The organism is Myxococcus sp. AM009, assembly GCF_013372605.1.
GTDB classification, from domain to species: domain Bacteria; phylum Myxococcota; class Myxococcia; order Myxococcales; family Myxococcaceae; genus Myxococcus; species Myxococcus vastator.
Genome location: NZ_JABXEP010000054.1, coordinates 20,497 through 37,201 on the forward strand (window position 1 = coordinate 20,497; position 16,705 = coordinate 37,201).

A 16,705-nucleotide genomic window follows, 5' to 3' on the forward strand; every position below is an offset into this window, starting at 1 on the left:
CTGGAGGGCCGCTCATGCCGCCGCGTCGGCGGTCAGCTCGCCCAGGTGCTCCTCGTTCTCGTTGAACGCTTGCAGGTAGCGCTCGAGGAAGTTCTTCGTCTTCAGCTCCACCTGACGCACGCGCTCACGCGACACGCCCCACCGCTGGCCCAGCTCCTCCAGCGTCAGCGGCTTGTCCTGCGTCAGCCGCTCCGTGAGGATGTCCCAGCCCAGGTCACCGATGCGCTTGCGCACCTTGGCGAGCGCCTCCTGAATCTCCGTGTCCTGCTCGTGCGACAGGAACACCTGCTGAGGCGAAGGGCCGTTGTCCTCCAGCCGGTCGAGGAAGGTCGTCTCGCCGTCCTCGTCGATGGTGGCGTCCAGCGAGAAGTCCACCATGCTGCCGCGCTCGGCTTCACCGCCGCGCACCTGGCTGCGGTTGTCCTTCAGGTACCGGGTGATGTAGGCACGAATCCACCACACGGCGTAGGTGGCGAAGCGCACGTTCTTCTTCGGATCGAAGTGCTCGATCGACTTCATGAGACCGACGTTGCCCTCCTGGATGAGGTCATCCAGGCGCGCGCCGCGATTGGCGAACTTCTTCGCCACGGCGACAACGAAGGCCAGATTGGAGCTGGCGAGCGTCTGCCGCGCGGACTCGTCACCCTGGCGGGCGCGGCGCGCGAGCTCGTACTCCTGCTCACGCGTCAGCTGCTGGTGCCCGCCCAGGTTCCGAAGGTAGTGCGACAGGCCCTCCGCTGCGTACTTCGTCGAATTGGCCATGATTTCCCGTCCTCCGTTCGATGCCGGACGCGCGCTCCTCCGCCGCCTCGCGTCCACCTGGAACTAAGACGCGCAACGAGCGAAAGGGTTTCTCATTCCAGGTTCGATTCGGCATTTCGAGCGACATTCCCAGCCCTTCCCATGACTTGGACGGTAAGCCGCTCGACGCCGGGACAAAAACGAGCCGCGCCGGCTACGCATCAACAACGCTTGGGCGCGGGGAAGATTTTCGAGGGATTGAGCAACCCTGATGGATCGAAGAAGGCTTTGAGCCGACGCTGCAAGTCGATGAGCGCGGGGGACTGCTCCAGCGAAAGATATTCCCGCTTCGCGTGGCCCACACCGTGCTCGCCTGTGATCGTCCCGCCCAGTTCCACGGTCATCACGAGCATGCGCCGCAGGGCTTCATCCACCAGCGGCCGTTGGTGGGCGCCCTCGTAGAGGACGTTGGCGTGCAGGTTCCCATCGCCCGCGTGGCCATACGTGGCCACGGTGAGTCCCAGCTCGGCGCCCATGGCCTTCAGGCGCTCGATGACCTCGGGAATCTTGGAGCGGGGCACGACGATGTCCTCGGAAATCTTGTGAGGCTTGAGGGCCCGGAGGGCTGGGGAAATCGCCCTGCGCGCGGCCCAGAGCTTCTCGCGCTGGGAGGCGTCCTGGGCCACCAGCGTCTCGGTGGCCCCCTGACTGGTACAGAGGTCACCCAATTGAGACAGCTCAGCGAGCAAGCCCTCGCGGCCGTTGCCGTCCACCTCCACGATGACGGCGGAGCCCGCGCCCGGGGGGAATTGGAAGCCGCGGCCGTTCACCGCCCGCAGGGCCACGTCATCGATGAGCTCCAGGCAACGCGGGAGGAGGCCCGCGGCCAGCACGGCGGACACGGCGCGCGCCGCGTGCAGCACGGACGGAAACACCACCAGGGCCGTCAGCACCTCGCGCGGCAGCGGGATGAGCTGGACGGTGATTTCGGTGGCGACCCCCAGCGTGCCCTCCGAGCCGACGAAGAGGCCCACCAGGTCATATCCCGCCACGCCCTTGATGGTGCGCCGCCCCACCCGCACCACCTCACCGTCCGGGAGCACCCACTCCAGTCCGATGACGTAGTCGCGCGTGACACCATATTTCAGCGCGCGAGGCCCGCCGGCGTTCTCCGCCACGTTGCCGCCCAGCGTGCACAGCTCCCAGGAGTTCGGGTCCGGGGGATAGAAGAGCCCCACCGCCTCCACTGCCTTCATCAAGTCACCCGTGATGACGCCGGGCTGCGCCACCGCGGTGAGGTCTTCGGGGGCGATGGAGAGGATGCGGTTCATCCGCTCCAGGCTCACCGCCACCCCACCGTGCAAGGGCAGCGAGCCACCACTCTTGCCGCTCCGCGCGCCGCAAGGGGTGAAGGGCACGCCGTGCGCCGCGCACACCTTGAAGACCTCCGACACCTGCCGCGTGTCTGCGGGGAAGACGACGAGGTCAGGCGCATGGACGCCGCTGTCGGACTCATCCCGGGCATAGGCTGCCAGCGAGGCGTCATCCGCGCGCAGCTGCTCCGGGGCCAGGACGGCGGCCAGCGCCTCGCGCACGCGGACCACGCGCTCGGGCGCCACGCGAGGCCCGGGCACGGGCGTGCTCATCGCCGGGCCCCCAGCCGGGCCCACAGCTCACGGCGAAGGGGGCCGTCGCGCCGCAGGGTGCCTTCATAGGCCTCCGCGTGGGTGACGGCGTCGCGCTGCTTGTCCCCGCGCAGGCGCAGGCACGCCTGCTCCGCTTCGATGATGCACGCGGTGGCGGGGCTGCCCAGCACCTGGGCCAGGGAGCGCGCCACCTCCCGCGCCAGGTCCTCCTGGAGGATGAGCCGGTGCGCGAAGCAGTCCACCAGCGATGACAGGCGGCCAAAGCCCACCACCCGCTTGCCCGGCACATAGGCCACGTGGGCCCGTCCGGTGAGCGGCAGCAGGTGGTGCGGACACATGGAGTGGAAGCGCAGGTCCGTCACCACCACCAGCTCGCCGGAGGAGCCCGGCGGCGCGGGGAACGTCTCACCCAGCGCCTGCTCCGGGGTGCGGCTGTAGCCGTCGAGGAACTCGGCCGTCCAGGCCTCGGCCACGCGCTCCGGGGTGTCCGCCAGGTGGATGTCCTGGAGGTTCAGGCCGGCGGCGCGCAGGAAGTCCGCCACGGCGCGCGCCATGGCCGAGCTATCCGGGACACCAGCGGGGGCGGCAGCGGCGGGGGCTTTGCGGCGGGCTCGGGACGAAGTCACAGCGGAATCGCTCCTGGAAGGGGCCAGCATTCAGGGGGCGTGGACCCTACCCGATGCGGACACGAGGATGTGCTGTCCCTGCACACGCACCGCATAGGTGCGGACCTGCACTCCGGGGTGCCGCGGGCACAGCCCCGTCCGGACGTCGAACGGCCAGGTGTGCAACGGACAGTGCACCACGTATCCCACCAGGTCGCCCTCGGACAGGGGCCCGGCCCGGTGGGGACACGCGTCCGCCACCGCGTGGAGCGCCCCATCCACGCGGAAGAGGGCTACCGCGACCCCGTCCACCTGGACCACCGCGCGACCCCGCGCGTCGAGTGCGTCCAGCGTCGCCACTGGAATGAATCCTCCGTCCGGCTGTCCGTTCATCCCGATGTCCCCCAACGCCCGGCCGGGGCCGACACATCCCCACCCGGACGAATCAGAGCGTGATACCGTCCCTTGACACCCGCCGTGCCGCCTCATTAGAGCACCCGGGCAACCGCCCCTTCCGATGAATCAGCGAGCCCACACCTTCGCCCGCTGCACCGCGACGCTGCTCGTCGCGCTGTGGGTGTGTCAGCCGCTGGGCGCGCTGATGCACGCGAGGGACGAGCACGCGCACCGGTTCTGTCCGCAGCATCAGACGTTCGAGGAGACGGCGCTCGGCACGGGCGCGCGGCTGTCCCGGCTCGCGATTGAACAGAGCCCGCAGCTGTCCGCCCTGCCCGAGGCCGTCACGGACTCGGCGGCCCTCCCCCATGAGGAATGTCCGCTGGTGACGTCCGGCTCCCGCTCGGAGCTCCTGACGCCCTACCGCACGTCCCTGGTGCTGACGCTGCTCGCCGTGAGCCGCCCGGCCACCGCGCCGCCCCGCGTCCAGCCCCCCCTCTCCATCCTCGACACCGCCCCCAAGGCCTCGCCTCCCGCGCACGCGTGACGTGCGTCGTCTGAGGTCTGGCAGGTCATTGGTGGGCGTGGCCGCTTCGCGGGCGCCCCGTTCGAGGAGCATTCCAGGTGGCAACCCGTTCGCGCCGTGCTCACGGCGCTCTCATCGTCGTTTCACTCACGCCCTTCCTCTTCGCCAGCGGCGCCAGCGCCCAGGACGCCTCCGCGCCTCCGGCGGACGCCCCCTTGCAGGCGTCACAGGAAGACGCCGCGCCCGCGCTCACGCCCGAGGAGCTGGAGGAAATCGAGAAGGCGCTTGGCAGCGACGCCGCGGCCGCGCAGCAGAACGCGCCCACCGGCACCGCGGCGCCGCCAACCTCCAGCCCCGGCGGTGGCTCCGCGCTCTCCATCCCCGGGGTGAACAACCCCAACACGGGCGCGAACTTCCTGGACCTGAGCTTCATCCTGGACGTGGCCGCCGCGGCCTTCACGGACAAGGAGCCCCTGCAGAGCGGCGCGCATGACCCCACGCGCAACGGCTTCAACCTGCAGCAGTTGGAGCTGTCCATCGGCTCGGTGGTGGACCCCTACTTCCGCTTCGACGCCAACATCGTCTTCAGCCAGTTCGGCGTGGAAATCGAAGAGGCCTACGGCACCACGCTGACGCTGCCCTACAACCTCCAGGTGCGCGCCGGTCAGTTCCTCACGCGCTTCGGCCGCATCAACCCCACGCACCCGCATTCGTGGGACTTCGTGGACCAGCCCTTCGCCGTGGGCCGCATCTTCGGAGGCGAAGGCAACCGCGGCCTGGGCGCCGAGGTGTCCTGGCTGGCGCCCCTGCCCTGGTACGTGGAGGTGATTGGCAGCACCACCGACGCCACCGGCGAGGCCACCGCGCGCAGCTTCCTGGGCGCCACCAACGAGCGGGTGCAGTCCCCGCTCGATTTGCAGCTCACCGGCGCGCTGAAGCAGTTCTTCCCACTGTCGGACGACGTGTCCCTCATGTGGGGCCTGTCCACCGCCACCGGGCCCAACCCCACCGGCTACCGCAACCGCACGGACGTATTCGGCACGGACCTGTACCTGCGCTACCGGCCCATCACCCAGGCCTACAACACCACGCTCATCACGCTCCAGGCGGAGGCCTACTACCGCCGCCGCCAGGTGCCCGGAGACGTGCTGACGGACTTCAACACCTACGCGCAGGCCGCCTGGCGCTTCTCGCCGCGGTGGGCCACCGCGCTGCGCTACGAGTTGGGGACCGCGGCGCGCGGCGAAGACGGCGAGCGCGTCATCGACCCGCTGGACCCGGAGTGGACGGAGTCACGCAACCGCGTGTCCGCCAACGTCACCTTCTGGCCCACCGAGTTCTCCCGGCTGCGCCTCCAGGGCGCACGGGACAGGGCCGGGTGGCGGGATGAGCCCGGCTACTCCTTGATGCTCGCGCTCGAGCTGGTGACCGGCGCCCACGGCGCCCACGCCTTCTAAACCCTTTCGCAGGAGCCATGACCATGCGTCTCTCCCGTCTGCTCGCGGCCGTGTGCGCCGCCTTCACCCTCTTCGTCGCCTCCCCCGCTCGCGCGGACCTCAACGTCGTCACCACCCTGCCGGACCTGGCCGCGCTGACGAAGGCCGTGGGCGGGGACCACGTCAAGGTGCAGGCCCTGGCGCTGTCCAGCCAGGACCCGCACTTCGTGGACGCCAAGCCGAACCTCGCCCTGGCGCTCAACCGCGCGGACCTGCTCATCGCCGTGGGGCTGGACCTGGAGGTTGGCTGGCTGCCCACGCTCCAGGTGGGCGCGCGCAACTCGAAGGTCCTCGTGGGCAACCCGGGCTACCTGGTGGCCTCTCAGTTCGTGAAGCTGCTGGAGGTCCCCACGGTGCAGGTGGACCGGGGCCAGGGCGACGTCCACCCGGGCGGCAACCCGCACTTCCTCTATGACCCTCGCCAGGCGCTGTCCGTCGCGCGTGGCATCACCGACCGGCTGGCGCAGTTGGACCCGAAGAACGCGAAGGCCTACCGCGCCAACCTGGCCACCTTCGCCACCGAGCTGGAGAAGTCGCGCGCGGACTGGGAGAAGCGGCTGGTGTCGCTGCGTGGCCAGCCCGTCATCGCCTACCACCGGACCATGGCGTACCTGGCGGACTGGCTGGGCTTCGACACCATCATCTACCTGGAGCCCAAGCCCGGCATCCCGCCCAACCCGTCCCACGTGGCGAGCGTCCTGGCCCAGGGCCGTCAGCGCAAGGCGCGCATGGTGCTGATGGAGAGCTACTACCCGGACACCACCGCGCGGCTGGTGGCCTCGAAGATTCCCGCGCCGCTGGTCACCCTGCACGGCGGCACGGACTTCAAGGCGAACGAGACGTACCTCCAGCACATCAACGAGATGGTCGAGCGCCTGGAGAAGGGGCTCGCCGGCAAGGGGACCTGAGCCATGCGGACCCTCCTCCTTCCCCTGCTCCTCCTGTCCGGCTGCGCGCTGGATTCCGGTGAGAGCTTCGCCGTGCTGGAACCCACCGTCCGCGCGGACTACACACCGGTGGCCGGGCGCGACGTGGGCAACGGCTTCCAGCGGCTCGCCTCCGACTTCGAGCTTCGCCTGGACGGCGCCGCGCTGGGCGTGGACCACATCGACCTGGTGGCCAGCGGCGGCACCCGCGGCCCCGCGACTTTCGACCCGGCCAACCCGCCGCCGGGCTACGGCAACTGCCACAACGGCCACTGCCACCGCGACGACGGCGCGCTGGTGGACTACGAGGACATCCAGGCGGAGCTGGATGGCGGTGGCGGCGGCGCGGAGGCCACGGTGGCCAGCCTGCACGTGGACGCGGACCTGGACCTGCTGGCGGACCAGACGCTGTCGCCCGGCTGCGAGCCGTCCTGCGAGCTGGACCGCGCCAACGTCAGCCGCTACCAGTGGGACGTGTCGTCGGTGCACCTGGAAGGCGTCGTGCGCGACAGCCGCCCCACGCCGCGTTTCAACGACGAGCGCCGCTTCCGGCTCGCGTTGGCGGCGGCGGAGGCCACGCCGCTGCTGGTGCTGCGTGGCACGGTGGACATCCCCGCGGACCGGGAGCACAGGCCGCGCGTGAAGCTGGCCCTGCGGCTGGCCCTGGCGCCCACGCTGTTCGACTCGCTGGACTGGGCGTCCACCACGCCCGGTCCCGACGGCGTGGTGGACCTGACCGCTCCCGAGAACGCCGCCCTCCGGACCGCGATGGTGGAGGCACTGGCCACCCTGGAGCCCCAGGCGGAGGTGCGGCGTGAAGACCGTTGAGCCCACGGACGGCGCGCACGCGGTGCCCGCCACCTTCGCACCGGGAGACGCGCTGCTCACCTGCGAGAAGCTCGTCATCGGCTACGACGGCAAGGCCATCCTGCCGCCCATCGACCTGACCATCCGCCGCGGCCAGTTCGTGGCGGTGGTGGGCCGCAACGGCTCCGGCAAGAGCACCTGGTTCCGGACGCTGCTGGGCATGCAGCCGCCGGTGTCCGGCACCATCTCCCGCGCCTCCGCGCAGGTGCGCAGCGCCTACGTGCCGCAGACGTCCGCCATCGACTCGTTGCTGCCACTGCGCGCGGGCGAGCTGACGGCGTGGGGACGCCTGCGCGGCTGGAGCTTCCTGTGGCCCTTCGCCCGGAAGGCGGACCGGCAGGCCGTGCAGAGCGCGCTGGAGACGGCTGGCGCGAAGGACTTCGCGGCGCGGCCCTACCGCGAGCTGTCGGAGGGCCAGAAGCAGCGCGCGCTGCTGGCGCGGCTGGTGGCCACCGAGGCGGACCTGGTGCTGCTGGACGAGCCCACCGCCGCCATGGACGCGGTGGCCGAGCGCGAGACGATGCAGCGGCTGTGCACGCTGTCGCGTGAGCGGGGCCTGGGCGTGGTGGTGGTGTGCCACGACCTGGAGGTCGCCGCCGAGCACGCGGACGTGCTCGTCTTCGTGGACCGCGAGACGTCCGCCTTCGTCATGGGCGATGCCCGCACCGTCTTCTGTCACCCCGCCTTCCGCCGCCAGTACGGCGACGAGTACTGCCAACGCGCGCCCCTGGGACCTCACCGTGGAAACGACGCTCGCTGAACCGTCCAAGTGGGAGCAGTTCCACCTGGCGTTCGATTTGTTCAGGGACCCGCTGCTGTGCGCGCTCATCGCCGGCGGCGTGCTGGGCTTCCTGAGCGTGTACGTGGTGCTGCGGCGCATGGTGTTCGTCAGCGCCGCGGTGGCCCAATCCGCGGGCCTGGGCGTGGCGCTGGCCTTCTACGCCGCCATCCACCTGGGCACGCACGTGGAGCCCGTGCTGGGCGCCACCACCCTGGCCCTGCTGGCCACGCTGCTGTTGATGACGGAGCCGGCGAAGCTGCGCCTCACGCGGGAGAGCCTGCTGGGCCTGGCCTACGCGCTGGCGGGCGGCGCCGCGGTGCTCGTGGGAGACCGCATCGCGCAGGAGGCGCACGACATCCAGGGCATCCTCTTCGGCACGGCGGTGCTGGTGACGCCCGAACAGCTCCACACGGTGACCATCGCGGGCGGGGCCGTCATGTTCATCCAGCTGTGGTGGTACCGGGGCATCACCTTCGCCAGCTTCGACCGGACGGGCGCGCTGGTGCAGGGGCTGCCGGTGCGCCTGCTGGACGGCGTGCTGATGGTCAGCATCGGCGTCATGGTGGGCGTGTGCGCCCGGGCGCTGGGCGCGCTGCCGGTGTTCGCCTTCTCCACGCTGTCCGCCATCGCCGCGCTGATGCTGGAGCTGCGGCTGCCGTGGACCTTCTTCGTCGCCACGCTCTTCGGCGCCATCGCGGGCGTGGGCGGCTACCTCTTCGCCTTCTTCTACGACTTCCCCGTGGGGGGCTCGCAGACGGTGTTCGCCGCGGCCATGGTGGCCGTGGCGACCGTCCTCCGGATGCTCGTCCACGCGGCGCAGAAGGCGCGCTGAGCGTCAACGGACCGCGGCGGAGACCTGCTTGAACTCGGGCGTGCCGGCGCGCCCGAGCAGGTCGAACAGCGCGGCCTCCACCGTGACGACGTGCGCGCCCGCGTCACGGCACAGCTGGAGGCCCACCTGCCGGTCCTCCTGCGCGCGGGACAGCACGGCGTCCGCCAGCAGGAACGGGGACAGCCCGCGCTCGGCCAGGTCACGCACCGTCTGGAAGACACAGATGTGCGCCTCCATGCCCGCCACCAGCACCTGCGTGCGCCCGCCGAGCGCGGCCAGCACGTCCGGAACGGCGGCGCTGAACTCCAGCTTCTCCACCGGCTTGACGTCCTTGAGCGCGCGCATGCGGAGCAGCGAGTGCGTGGGGCCCAACCCCTTGGGGTACTGCTCGGTGAGGAGGATGGGGAGGCCCAGCGCGCGCGCCCCTTCGATGGCGGCGATGGTGCGGCTGAGCATCCGGTCCAGCGCGTCCCGGTCCATGGCGGCGCACAGGCGCTCCTGGATGTCCACGACGAGCAACGCGGCCTGGTCCTGCTTGAGGCGGAAGGTAGCCATGCCCCCTCCTCGCGCGAACGGCGCGGCCCCGTCAAGCGGTGGGCGCGGTCAGCGCCGAGGGTGGAACACCGACGCGGCGCGGAGTTCCACCGGGTGACAGTCCACCCGCGTCGCGCGGGCACTGGGGCCCATGCTCGATGAGGACCGCCGACAAGCGGCGGCCCCCGTGCCATTCGGGCGAAGGCTCAGCAGGACACCGTCGCCTGCGCGGCCAGCGCCGGCGCTCCGGTCTCCCGCGGCGCGAGGAGCTCCGGCGGGTGCACGAGCCGCAGCAGGCGCCCTCGGCCGGCGATGAAGGCCCGGGCGCGGCGAAGCTCCGGCTGATGCGGGTCCGCGTCCCGCCAGCAGTCGAGGAACGCGGTGAAGTCCTCCACCGCGCTGCTCCAGGCGCCGAGCGCCACCTGGGACTCCGCGGACAGCAGGCGGAGGTGTCCACAGCCGGGCCGCTCCGCCACCAGCGTCTTCGCCAGCTCCACCGCCTTGTCCTCGCGATGGGTCCGCAGACGCAGCCGGACCAGGGCCTCGCGCGCGGGCCGGGAGAAGGCCGTGGGCCCCGCGGCCCGAAGCCGCCGCTCCAACCGCCACGCACGCGTCAGCGTGGCCTCGGCGCGGCCCACCTCGCCCCTGCGAGCCTCCAGCGCGCCGCGCAGCTCCTGTGCGGCCACCTCCACCACGCGCGCCACATCCCGTGGACACAGGGACAGGTCCTCCGAGCGGCGAGCCTCCGCCAGCAGCGCATGCCGCGCATCCAGCGCGTTGCACACCCGCTCCACCTCGCCCAGCCGCGCGGCCTCCAGCAGGCTGAGCCCCCGCGTGTACTGGCGCATCCCGTCCCGCAGCGCCCGCTCCGCCGGGCTGGCCGTGTCGGACAGCTCCATGGGCACGTCCGCCGCCGCGCGCCAGAAACCGAAGCGCAGGTGCGCGGACACCATCGTCGCGGCGGCGAACAGCAGCGCCTGGTCGTCGCCTCCCGCGCCTTCCACCCGCTGCCGCAGGCGACGGGCCCACGCCTGGGCCTCACTGTACTGCCCCACTTCGGCGCAGCCCTGACTGAGCAGCCGCATGGCGGGCTCGGCGCTCGGCGCATCGGAGGTGGGCAGTCCTTCCTCGGCCAGGTACGCATCATCCGCGGCCACCGTGGCCTCCAGCACGCGCTGAGCCTCCGCCATCAGCCCGACCCGCTGAAGCAGGCGCCCCGCGGAGAGCAGCGCGGGACTGGCACCAGGCGCCAACGTCACCAACCGGCGAGCACTGTCGCGAGCAGCCTCCGGCCGGCCGCTATTCAACATGGCCTGCACCCACGCCTGGTGGACCCCCGCGTGGTCCGGGTGTGAACGCAGCAGCTCGCGCAGCAGGGCCTGCGCATACGGCTGCCCCTGTCCGGGCCGACCATCCGGCTCGTAGCCGTCCAGGAGGAAGCCCGCGAGCAGCAGCCGCGCGTCGCCGTCCTCGGGATAGCGGTCGATGAGGCACTCCATGTCGCGCACGAAGGCGTGGCGCCCATTGGCCGGGCCCTTCTCCGCCAGCAGGCTGGCCGCGACGATGTAGCGCTGCTCGCGGTCCGAGGTGCCCTCGCTCAGCGCCAGCGCGCGGCCCATGGCCTCCGCGCGGGCGGTGGCGAAGCGGGCGCCAGAGCCTCGCGCGAGGGCGAGCCCCCACCAGGCCATGGCCAGCGACGCGTCTTCCCGCGTGGCCTGCGCGAAGGCGCGGCGGGCCTCACCGCCCCAGCCCAGGTGCAGAAGCCGAAGGCCCTGGTCGAACCAGGCCTGGGCCTGGGGCCGGGCGGTGGTCACCTCCAGGTGTGCGTGACCCAGGCCCTCCCGCAGGCGCGGCGTGGGGAGCGCGTCATCCGCGACGTCCTCCCACGGCGCGCGGGCATGGACGGAAGGTTCATCGGCTCGGAGCAGTCGCGCCAACATGATGTCCTCCTCAGACCCCGGCGACCGGGGCGGTGCAGACGTTGAATCCAGACTCCAGGGAACGAAGGCGGGAGGCGAAGCGCCGCCACGCCGCGGCCAGTCCGTCCGCGGCGACGGGGGGCGCCTTGCGCCGGGCCTCGAAGCACTCGCGCCGCCAGGACGGCCCCACCTCGGAGGACACCCAGTCCTCGTGCTCGGCCAGCCACCCCGCCAGCGAGGCCAGCCCCACGCGCAGCGCCCGCCGCTCGTGCCCCGTGGTCGGCAGGCGCGCCGGGCCCAGCTCCTCCGCGCGAAACGGCAGGCGGCCCGGCACCCCTTCCAGCAGGACGGGCGCGAAGCCCGCCCGCGGGACGAAGATGGCTTCGCCGCACTCGCACAGCGCGCCGAAGCCCCACAGCGTCAGGCGCCCGCTGCCCGGAAGGCCCACCGTGTAGGGACTCTGCCCCTCCGCGCCTTCGGGGCGCGCGTGACGCACGAGCCCTCGTCGAACGAGGAGGTTCCCCTCCGGACAGAGGACATCCCGCCCGAGGCACCACATGGAGACGTCGAACAGCCGGTCTCCATCGCGTCGCAGCTCACAGGGAAGCACGGTGGACATGGCATTGCCGGACATGGGCGCGCGCTCCTCTCAGCTCGCGGACTTCTTCGCCGTGGCGCCACGGCGCACGGGGCTGGCACCAAAGAGCGCGGGCGCATCCACCGGGCTTCCGCCCTGCTTTCCCAGCACCGCGTTGACGGCGCGCACCAGCTTTCCGCGCACGCTGGCCGTCAGCGGCAGGTCACCCAGCGCGGCCTGGAGCTGCTGCGTGCTGATGCCCCGGCCGCTCTTCGGCTTGCCGATGGACAGCGACTCGTAGCTCTTGCCCTGCGTGTCCTTGTCACGGCGACGGGCGCTCCGCTGCTTCAGGAGGGTGCGGCCCTCGGAGCCGTAGGACTCGAGCTGACGCGACAGGCGGAGGAGCTTCTCGGAGGGGATGTTCTTGTCCGTCAGGAACTGCTGGAAGGAACCCATGGTCATCTCTCTTCGGGGAACGAGGGGCCGGCACCGACAGCGCCGGCCCCCGGGTGAACGGGCCAGGGAGCCCGGGAACAGCGTCAGTGCTCGTGGCCGTGGTCGTGCGACTCCTCGACGATGACGGAGACGGTCGCCGTCGACGTGGGACCGAAGGTCAGGATGTGCGTGCCCACCGCGAGGGGCACCACGTGGCGGCCCTTGATGTCGGTGCAGCCCTCGGAGCTGCTGGTGCTCTCCTCGATCTCCACCTCGTCACCGCTCGCGGTGGTGATGGAGAGGGGCACGTCCGCGTTGGTGTAGATGACGTAGTCGGCGGCCTCGCTCGCCGCGAAGGACACGGCGCCCTGCTTCCCGTCCGGGCCATCCGCCAAGGTGATGTCGTAGCGGCGGTGGTCAGCGCGAATCGCGGGGGCCGCGTCCGTGCCCAGGGTGGCGGTGACGGTGGTGGCGGGACCTTCCTGGAGGTGCTCGCACGCCTCGGCGTCGACCCCCTCTTCTTCGGGATGGTCGTCGTCGCCGCAGCCGGCGGAGACGAGGGCGGTGGACAGCAGGAGCGCGGCAAGGAGCTTCTTCGTCATGGTGCTACTCCACGGGTTTGGACTGCGGGTGTGCCACGCCCGCGCGCCAGCAACGGACCCCGCCAGGACATGGAGGAGCCGCCACGGGAGCGTGGGAATGGAAGGGGTGTGCGCGGGGCACGAAACACGGGCGCCGTGAGACAGCTCAGCCGGCGTGGACGCAAAGCCGCAATGACTCACAGCCCGCGTGGAGCGGACGAGAGTCTGTATGGCTTTAGCGGACGGGCAGCCTCACACGGCGCGACAGGCCGCGTGAGCGAGCAGACTCCCGGGCCTCACGCGCGCGGCGGAGACGCCTTGGGAGCCAGGTGCAGACGGGCGACGGGCTCCGCGTGGAAGCGGAACACCGCCAGCGCGGGCTCGGAGCGAGCGGGCGCGACCAGGCGGGACGGCGTGTCCTGCTGCGGAGGCGGAGCCTCCCGCCGGAAGAAGGCGTGGACACAGTGGGCGTCGGCGCCGTGGGAGTCCGCCTCCGTGCGCTTGGAGGCGACCCGCACGTCGTCGAAGGAAACCTCGACGTGACCGGCGCCGTGGGCGTCACGGGCCTCCACGTGCATCACCTCACCATGCTCCAGGCACGTGGCGTGCTGGACCAGGGCGAAGTGCATCACGCTCCCCATGTACGCCAGCACACACACGAGCGCGAACGGCAGCGCCAGACGGCGCGACCGGACGGAACTCACGGACTGGCGATGGGTGGAGCGGCTCACGTCAGGGCATTCCCGGTCAGACGGCGCCCACGGTTGTAAGCCAGACAGGCCGTTCGCGCAAGTCAGACTGTCTCACGCGACCTTCGCCAGGAAACACTCCCCGCGCGAAACAACAACAGCAACACAGGAACAAAAGAAACCCAAGGGCCTTTCCCAGCGCCGCTGTTCCTGGGGGACCGGAGCGGCCGGCCCCAGGCCCTGCGGGCGTACCCTGGCCACCGGGGGTGCGTCCCGCTCTCCGACGGGAGGCTCCGGGCCCGTGGACCGGTGGACCCGTCCAGGCGTAGGGTGCGCGCCGCCCGGAGAACCCCGGGCGTACCACCGAGGTCACGCCTTCGTGCAAGAGTTCATCGACGTGCTCAGGAGCCAGGCACGCCACATCGCGCCCGACCTGGCGCGCATCGCCTACCAGCGGGGCCTCGCCGTCACGCGACCGGACGGGACCACCCGCCCCATCCCCATCACCGCCACGCCCGTGGTGCTGGACGCCGCGGAGATTCGCCGCCGCTCGGAGCTGTCCGCTCGCCTGTCCTCCGCCACGGTGAAGATGGCGCAGGCGCAGCTCCAGGGCGCGGACGCGGAGACCCTGCTGGGCGCCCTCTCCCCCGTCGAGCGCGTGCTCGCCGAGCGCACCTGGCGCCAGTCCACCCGCCTGGCCACGACCCGCGTGGATTACTTCGTCGCCGGCGGCACGCCGTGGGCGCTGGAGGTCAACGCCACCATCCCCGCCATGCAGGGGTACTCCGACATCGCGGCCCGCACCTTCATCGAGGTGGTGGGCCGCTACTTCCGCTATCCGGAGAAGGCCCTGCCCGCCCTGCTGGCGCTCAACGGCAGCAACGCGCTGGCGCTGTACCGCGCGCTGCTGGACGGCTACGCGGCCGAGCGCAACGGCAGGATGCCGGACACGGTGGCCCTGTTGTGCCGCCGCAATGACGCCCAGATCACGGAGCTGCGCTGGCTGTGCGAGCGCTTCCGCGACTTCGGCGCGGACGCGGACCTGGTCCATCCGGACGAGGTGTCCGGTGACGACGCCTTCGTGGCCCACGGCAAGAAGTACGACCTGGTGTACCGGCACCTCTTCGTCCGGCGCCTGGAGGAGTCCCCCTCCCCCTGGGTGGAGGACTTCCTGGGCACGGTGCCCGGCAAGAAGGCGGTGTTCCTCAATCCCCCCGCCTCGCAGGTGGAGGTGAAGCTGACGTTCGCGCGCCTGTCGCAGGCCCTGGCCGAGCCCGCCCTGGCGGAGGCCGCGCGGCTCACGGGCGAAGAGCTGGAGGCGGTGCGCGCGTCCGTGCCGTGGACGCGGATGTTCCAGCCCGGACCCACGCAGGGCCCCGACGGCGAGCGCGTGGAGGACCTGGTGGCCCTGGTCGCCGCGACGCCAGCGCGCTTCGTCCTCAAGCGGTCCTGGGACTACGGCGGCCGAGCCGTCTTCCTGGGCCGCTCCGCGGGCACCGTCCCCTACACGGAGCGGGTGCAGGCGGCCTATGGCGCGCCGATGACGTGGGCGGAGCTGTGCGCGCGCACGGCGGCGGACACGGCCGGCGGAGGCTTCGTGGTGCAGGAGGCGGTGGACTCGCCCCCCGAGGCGCACCTGCTCTGCGAGCCCAACGGCACCGTGCTGCCCACGTCCTTCTTCGTGGACTACTCCGCCTATGCCTCCGTGGGCCTGGCGCGGCAGCCCGCGTGGGGCGGGGTGTGCCGCGGGTCGATGTCGGAAATCGTCAACATCGTCGGCGGCGGCGGCGTGTTGCCGCTCATCACCTCCGAAGTCGCCTCGAAGCTCCTGATGGCGTGGAAGGCCATCTAGGCCGTTGACCCGATTTCGGGGGCCGCGCCCTCCCTCCTCGCACCACAGGAGGAAGGGATGACCTCAGCAGTGCAGCGGTGTCTCGGCGCGTCGCTCGCCGTTGTCTTCATGTCGTGCGCCAGCGTGGCCCTGGCGCATGGCTCCATGGAAGTACCCCTCAGCCGCGTCTACACCTGCTTCAAGGAAGGGCCGGAGACGCCGAAGTCAGACGCGTGCAAGGCGCTCATCCAAGCCGGCGGCACGCAGGCGCTCTACGACTGGAATGGCGTGCGGCAGGGCAACGCCAATGACAGGCACCGCGAAATCATCCCGGACGGGAAGCTGTGTAGCGCCGCGAATGAAAGCCACCGGGGCCTGGACCTCGCGCGCGCGGACTGGCCCTCCACGCTCATCACTCCGGACACCCAGGGCCGCTTCGAGTTCGTCTTTCACGCGACCGCTGTGCACGCCACGGGCTACTTCCGCCTCTACGTCACGCGCGAGGGCTACAACCCGGCGCTGCCGCTGAAGTGGTCGGACCTGGAAGCGAACCCCTTCTGCTCCATCACCCACGTCTCCGCCCAGAACAACCGCTACCGGCTCGACTGCCCCTTCCCGCAGGGGAAGACGGGCGCGCATGTCATCTATGGCATCTGGCAGCGCTCGGACAGCCCGGAGGCCTTCTACGCCTGCACCGACGTGAAGTTCACCAACACCCCGCCGCCGCCCACGGCGTGGAAGGAGCTGGGCCAGGTGCAGGCGCGTGAAGACCTGCCCGCCGGGAGCTCGGTGACGCTGCGCGTGTTCGACGCGCGGGGCGCTGACGCCGAAGCCCATGTGCATCCCCTGGCCACGGCCACGCCCGCGGCCCAGTGGATTCACGCGCTGGCGCAGCGGGTGAACGGCGCGTCCAGCCTCGTGCAGGTGGGCGTGCTCCAAACCACGGGGCACGTGACCCCCGTGCAGGACGCGCTGGGCAACCGCGTCTACGCGCGTGAGACGGGCTACACCTTCCAGGTCGACATCGTGAAGCCGCCTCCGGATGGCGGTGGCGAGCCTGTCTACCCGTCTGGGATTGAAGGCTACGCCGCGGGCACCGTGGTGCGGGGCACCGACGGCCTGCGTTATCGCTGCAAGCCCTTCCCCTACTCCGGCTGGTGCAAGGGCGCCGCGCTGCACTACGCACCGGGCACGGGCTTGAACTGGCAGGACGCCTGGGAGCGCATTCCCTGAGGCCTACCGGTTGACGAAACACATGCCGCTTCGGAGTGAAGGCACCGGGATGCCACAACGCCAGACGCAACATGTTCGCGTCACGGCAGA

Annotated in this window: 18 protein-coding genes; 8 read left to right on the forward strand and 10 right to left on the reverse strand. The window is 71.3% G+C overall.

Annotated elements, in window-relative coordinates; all coding sequences use genetic code 11:
* Positions 1 to 12: 12 nt before the first annotated feature.
* From HV824_RS15620 to HV824_RS15635, 4 genes are all read right to left on the reverse strand, one after another.
* Positions 13 to 762, reverse strand: a complete 750-nt coding sequence (locus HV824_RS15620) for an RNA polymerase sigma factor RpoD/SigA (RefSeq protein WP_176419010.1) — start codon at positions 760 to 762, stop codon at positions 13 to 15.
* Positions 763 to 962: 200 nt separating this feature from the next.
* Positions 963 to 2,387 carry an FAD-binding oxidoreductase gene (locus HV824_RS15625; RefSeq protein ID WP_176419009.1) on the reverse strand — a complete coding sequence of 475 codons (1,425 nt, stop codon included), beginning with the start codon at positions 2,385 to 2,387 and terminating at the stop codon, positions 963 to 965.
* On the reverse strand, positions 2,384 to 2,941 hold the full coding sequence (gene folE / locus HV824_RS15630) for a GTP cyclohydrolase I (RefSeq protein WP_217917439.1): 558 nt from the start codon (positions 2,939 to 2,941) through the stop codon (positions 2,384 to 2,386). The genes HV824_RS15625 and folE overlap by 4 nt, the downstream gene beginning before the upstream one ends.
* A 102-nt stretch (positions 2,942 to 3,043) precedes the next feature.
* Positions 3,044 to 3,352 carry a Rieske (2Fe-2S) protein gene (locus HV824_RS15635; RefSeq protein ID WP_368670969.1) on the reverse strand — a complete coding sequence of 103 codons (309 nt, stop codon included), beginning with the start codon at positions 3,350 to 3,352 and terminating at the stop codon, positions 3,044 to 3,046.
* Between the two features lie 157 nt (positions 3,353 to 3,509).
* On the opposite strand from HV824_RS15635, the gene HV824_RS15640 reads away from it, so the two are divergent.
* The 6 genes from HV824_RS15640 (at position 3,510) to HV824_RS15665 (ending at position 8,816) form a co-directional block, all read left to right on the forward strand.
* Complete coding sequence (locus tag HV824_RS15640; protein WP_176419006.1) at positions 3,510 to 3,935, forward strand: hypothetical protein; 426 nt, start codon at positions 3,510 to 3,512, stop codon at positions 3,933 to 3,935.
* Between the two features lie 77 nt (positions 3,936 to 4,012).
* The gene (locus tag HV824_RS15645) at positions 4,013 to 5,371 is read left to right on the forward strand and encodes a zinc-regulated TonB-dependent outer membrane receptor (RefSeq protein ID WP_176423628.1); all 1,359 of its coding nucleotides are present in this window, start codon (positions 4,013 to 4,015) and stop codon (positions 5,369 to 5,371) included.
* Between the two features lie 17 nt (positions 5,372 to 5,388).
* Positions 5,389 to 6,318: a metal ABC transporter substrate-binding protein gene (locus HV824_RS15650; protein WP_176419004.1), complete on the forward strand. Its 930-nt coding sequence runs from the start codon at positions 5,389 to 5,391 to the stop codon at positions 6,316 to 6,318.
* Between the two features lie 3 nt (positions 6,319 to 6,321).
* Positions 6,322 to 7,164, forward strand: coding sequence for a hypothetical protein (locus HV824_RS15655; protein WP_176423629.1), 843 nt, complete (start codon positions 6,322 to 6,324; stop codon positions 7,162 to 7,164).
* Positions 7,151 to 7,963, forward strand: a complete 813-nt coding sequence (locus HV824_RS15660) for a metal ABC transporter ATP-binding protein (RefSeq protein ID WP_176423630.1) — start codon at positions 7,151 to 7,153, stop codon at positions 7,961 to 7,963. Before HV824_RS15655 ends, HV824_RS15660 begins: the two co-directional genes overlap by 14 nt.
* The gene (locus tag HV824_RS15665) at positions 7,944 to 8,816 is read left to right on the forward strand and encodes a metal ABC transporter permease (protein ID WP_176419001.1); all 873 of its coding nucleotides are present in this window, start codon (positions 7,944 to 7,946) and stop codon (positions 8,814 to 8,816) included. Before HV824_RS15660 ends, HV824_RS15665 begins: the two co-directional genes overlap by 20 nt.
* 3 nt (positions 8,817 to 8,819) lie before the next feature.
* Here HV824_RS15665 and HV824_RS15670 read toward each other — a convergent pair whose 3' ends face one another.
* The 6 genes from HV824_RS15670 to HV824_RS15695 all read right to left on the reverse strand — a co-directional run bounded on the left by HV824_RS15670 (position 8,820) and on the right by HV824_RS15695 (position 13,593).
* Positions 8,820 to 9,371: an isochorismatase family protein gene (locus tag HV824_RS15670; protein ID WP_176419000.1), complete on the reverse strand. Its 552-nt coding sequence runs from the start codon at positions 9,369 to 9,371 to the stop codon at positions 8,820 to 8,822.
* Between the two features lie 185 nt (positions 9,372 to 9,556).
* Positions 9,557 to 11,290 (reverse strand): hypothetical protein, encoded by a 1,734-nt coding sequence (locus tag HV824_RS15675; RefSeq protein ID WP_176418999.1) that lies wholly within the window; start codon positions 11,288 to 11,290, stop codon positions 9,557 to 9,559.
* A 10-nt stretch (positions 11,291 to 11,300) separates the two neighbouring features.
* Positions 11,301 to 11,903, reverse strand: a complete 603-nt coding sequence (locus tag HV824_RS15680) for a hypothetical protein (RefSeq protein WP_176423631.1) — start codon at positions 11,901 to 11,903, stop codon at positions 11,301 to 11,303.
* Positions 11,904 to 11,918: 15 nt separating this feature from the next.
* Positions 11,919 to 12,302 carry a hypothetical protein gene (locus HV824_RS15685; RefSeq protein WP_163781550.1) on the reverse strand — a complete coding sequence of 128 codons (384 nt, stop codon included), beginning with the start codon at positions 12,300 to 12,302 and terminating at the stop codon, positions 11,919 to 11,921.
* 83 nt (positions 12,303 to 12,385) lie between these two features.
* On the reverse strand, positions 12,386 to 12,883 hold the full coding sequence (locus HV824_RS15690) for a hypothetical protein (protein WP_176418997.1): 498 nt from the start codon (positions 12,881 to 12,883) through the stop codon (positions 12,386 to 12,388).
* A gap of 275 nt (positions 12,884 to 13,158) precedes the next feature.
* On the reverse strand, positions 13,159 to 13,593 hold the full coding sequence (locus tag HV824_RS15695) for a hypothetical protein (RefSeq protein WP_176423632.1): 435 nt from the start codon (positions 13,591 to 13,593) through the stop codon (positions 13,159 to 13,161).
* Positions 13,594 to 13,930: 337 nt separating this feature from the next.
* Here HV824_RS15695 and HV824_RS15700 point away from each other — a divergent pair, with 337 nt between their 5' ends.
* Together HV824_RS15700 and HV824_RS15705 are read left to right on the forward strand one after the other, a co-directional pair.
* On the forward strand, positions 13,931 to 15,403 hold the full coding sequence (locus HV824_RS15700) for a hypothetical protein (RefSeq protein WP_176418995.1): 1,473 nt from the start codon (positions 13,931 to 13,933) through the stop codon (positions 15,401 to 15,403).
* Between the two features lie 57 nt (positions 15,404 to 15,460).
* Positions 15,461 to 16,615 (forward strand): lytic polysaccharide monooxygenase, encoded by a 1,155-nt coding sequence (locus tag HV824_RS15705; protein WP_176423633.1) that lies wholly within the window; start codon positions 15,461 to 15,463, stop codon positions 16,613 to 16,615.
* The last annotated feature ends 90 nt before the right edge of the window (positions 16,616 to 16,705 follow it).

What these genes read in the sequence shown, in the direction of transcription:
- HV824_RS15690 (WP_176418997.1), bottom strand. Translation starts at nt 12,883, where the DNA reads ATGACGAAGAAGCTCCTTGCCGCGCTCCTGCTGTCCACCGCCCTCGTC.
- HV824_RS15685 (WP_163781550.1), bottom strand. Translation starts at nt 12,302, where the DNA reads ATGGGTTCCTTCCAGCAGTTCCTGACGGACAAGAACATCCCCTCCGAG.
- HV824_RS15675 (WP_176418999.1), bottom strand. Translation starts at nt 11,290, where the DNA reads ATGTTGGCGCGACTGCTCCGAGCCGATGAACCTTCCGTCCATGCCCGC.
- HV824_RS15625 (WP_176419009.1), bottom strand. Translation starts at nt 2,387, where the DNA reads ATGAGCACGCCCGTGCCCGGGCCTCGCGTGGCGCCCGAGCGCGTGGTC.
- HV824_RS15620 (WP_176419010.1), bottom strand. Translation starts at nt 762, where the DNA reads ATGGCCAATTCGACGAAGTACGCAGCGGAGGGCCTGTCGCACTACCTT.
- HV824_RS15650 (WP_176419004.1), top strand. Translation starts at nt 5,389, where the DNA reads ATGACCATGCGTCTCTCCCGTCTGCTCGCGGCCGTGTGCGCCGCCTTC.
- HV824_RS15705 (WP_176423633.1), top strand. Translation starts at nt 15,461, where the DNA reads ATGACCTCAGCAGTGCAGCGGTGTCTCGGCGCGTCGCTCGCCGTTGTC.
- HV824_RS15670 (WP_176419000.1), bottom strand. Translation starts at nt 9,371, where the DNA reads ATGGCTACCTTCCGCCTCAAGCAGGACCAGGCCGCGTTGCTCGTCGTG.
- HV824_RS15640 (WP_176419006.1), top strand. Translation starts at nt 3,510, where the DNA reads ATGAATCAGCGAGCCCACACCTTCGCCCGCTGCACCGCGACGCTGCTC.
- folE (WP_217917439.1), bottom strand. Translation starts at nt 2,941, where the DNA reads ATGGCGCGCGCCGTGGCGGACTTCCTGCGCGCCGCCGGCCTGAACCTC.
- HV824_RS15680 (WP_176423631.1), bottom strand. Translation starts at nt 11,903, where the DNA reads ATGTCCGGCAATGCCATGTCCACCGTGCTTCCCTGTGAGCTGCGACGC.
- HV824_RS15655 (WP_176423629.1), top strand. Translation starts at nt 6,322, where the DNA reads ATGCGGACCCTCCTCCTTCCCCTGCTCCTCCTGTCCGGCTGCGCGCTG.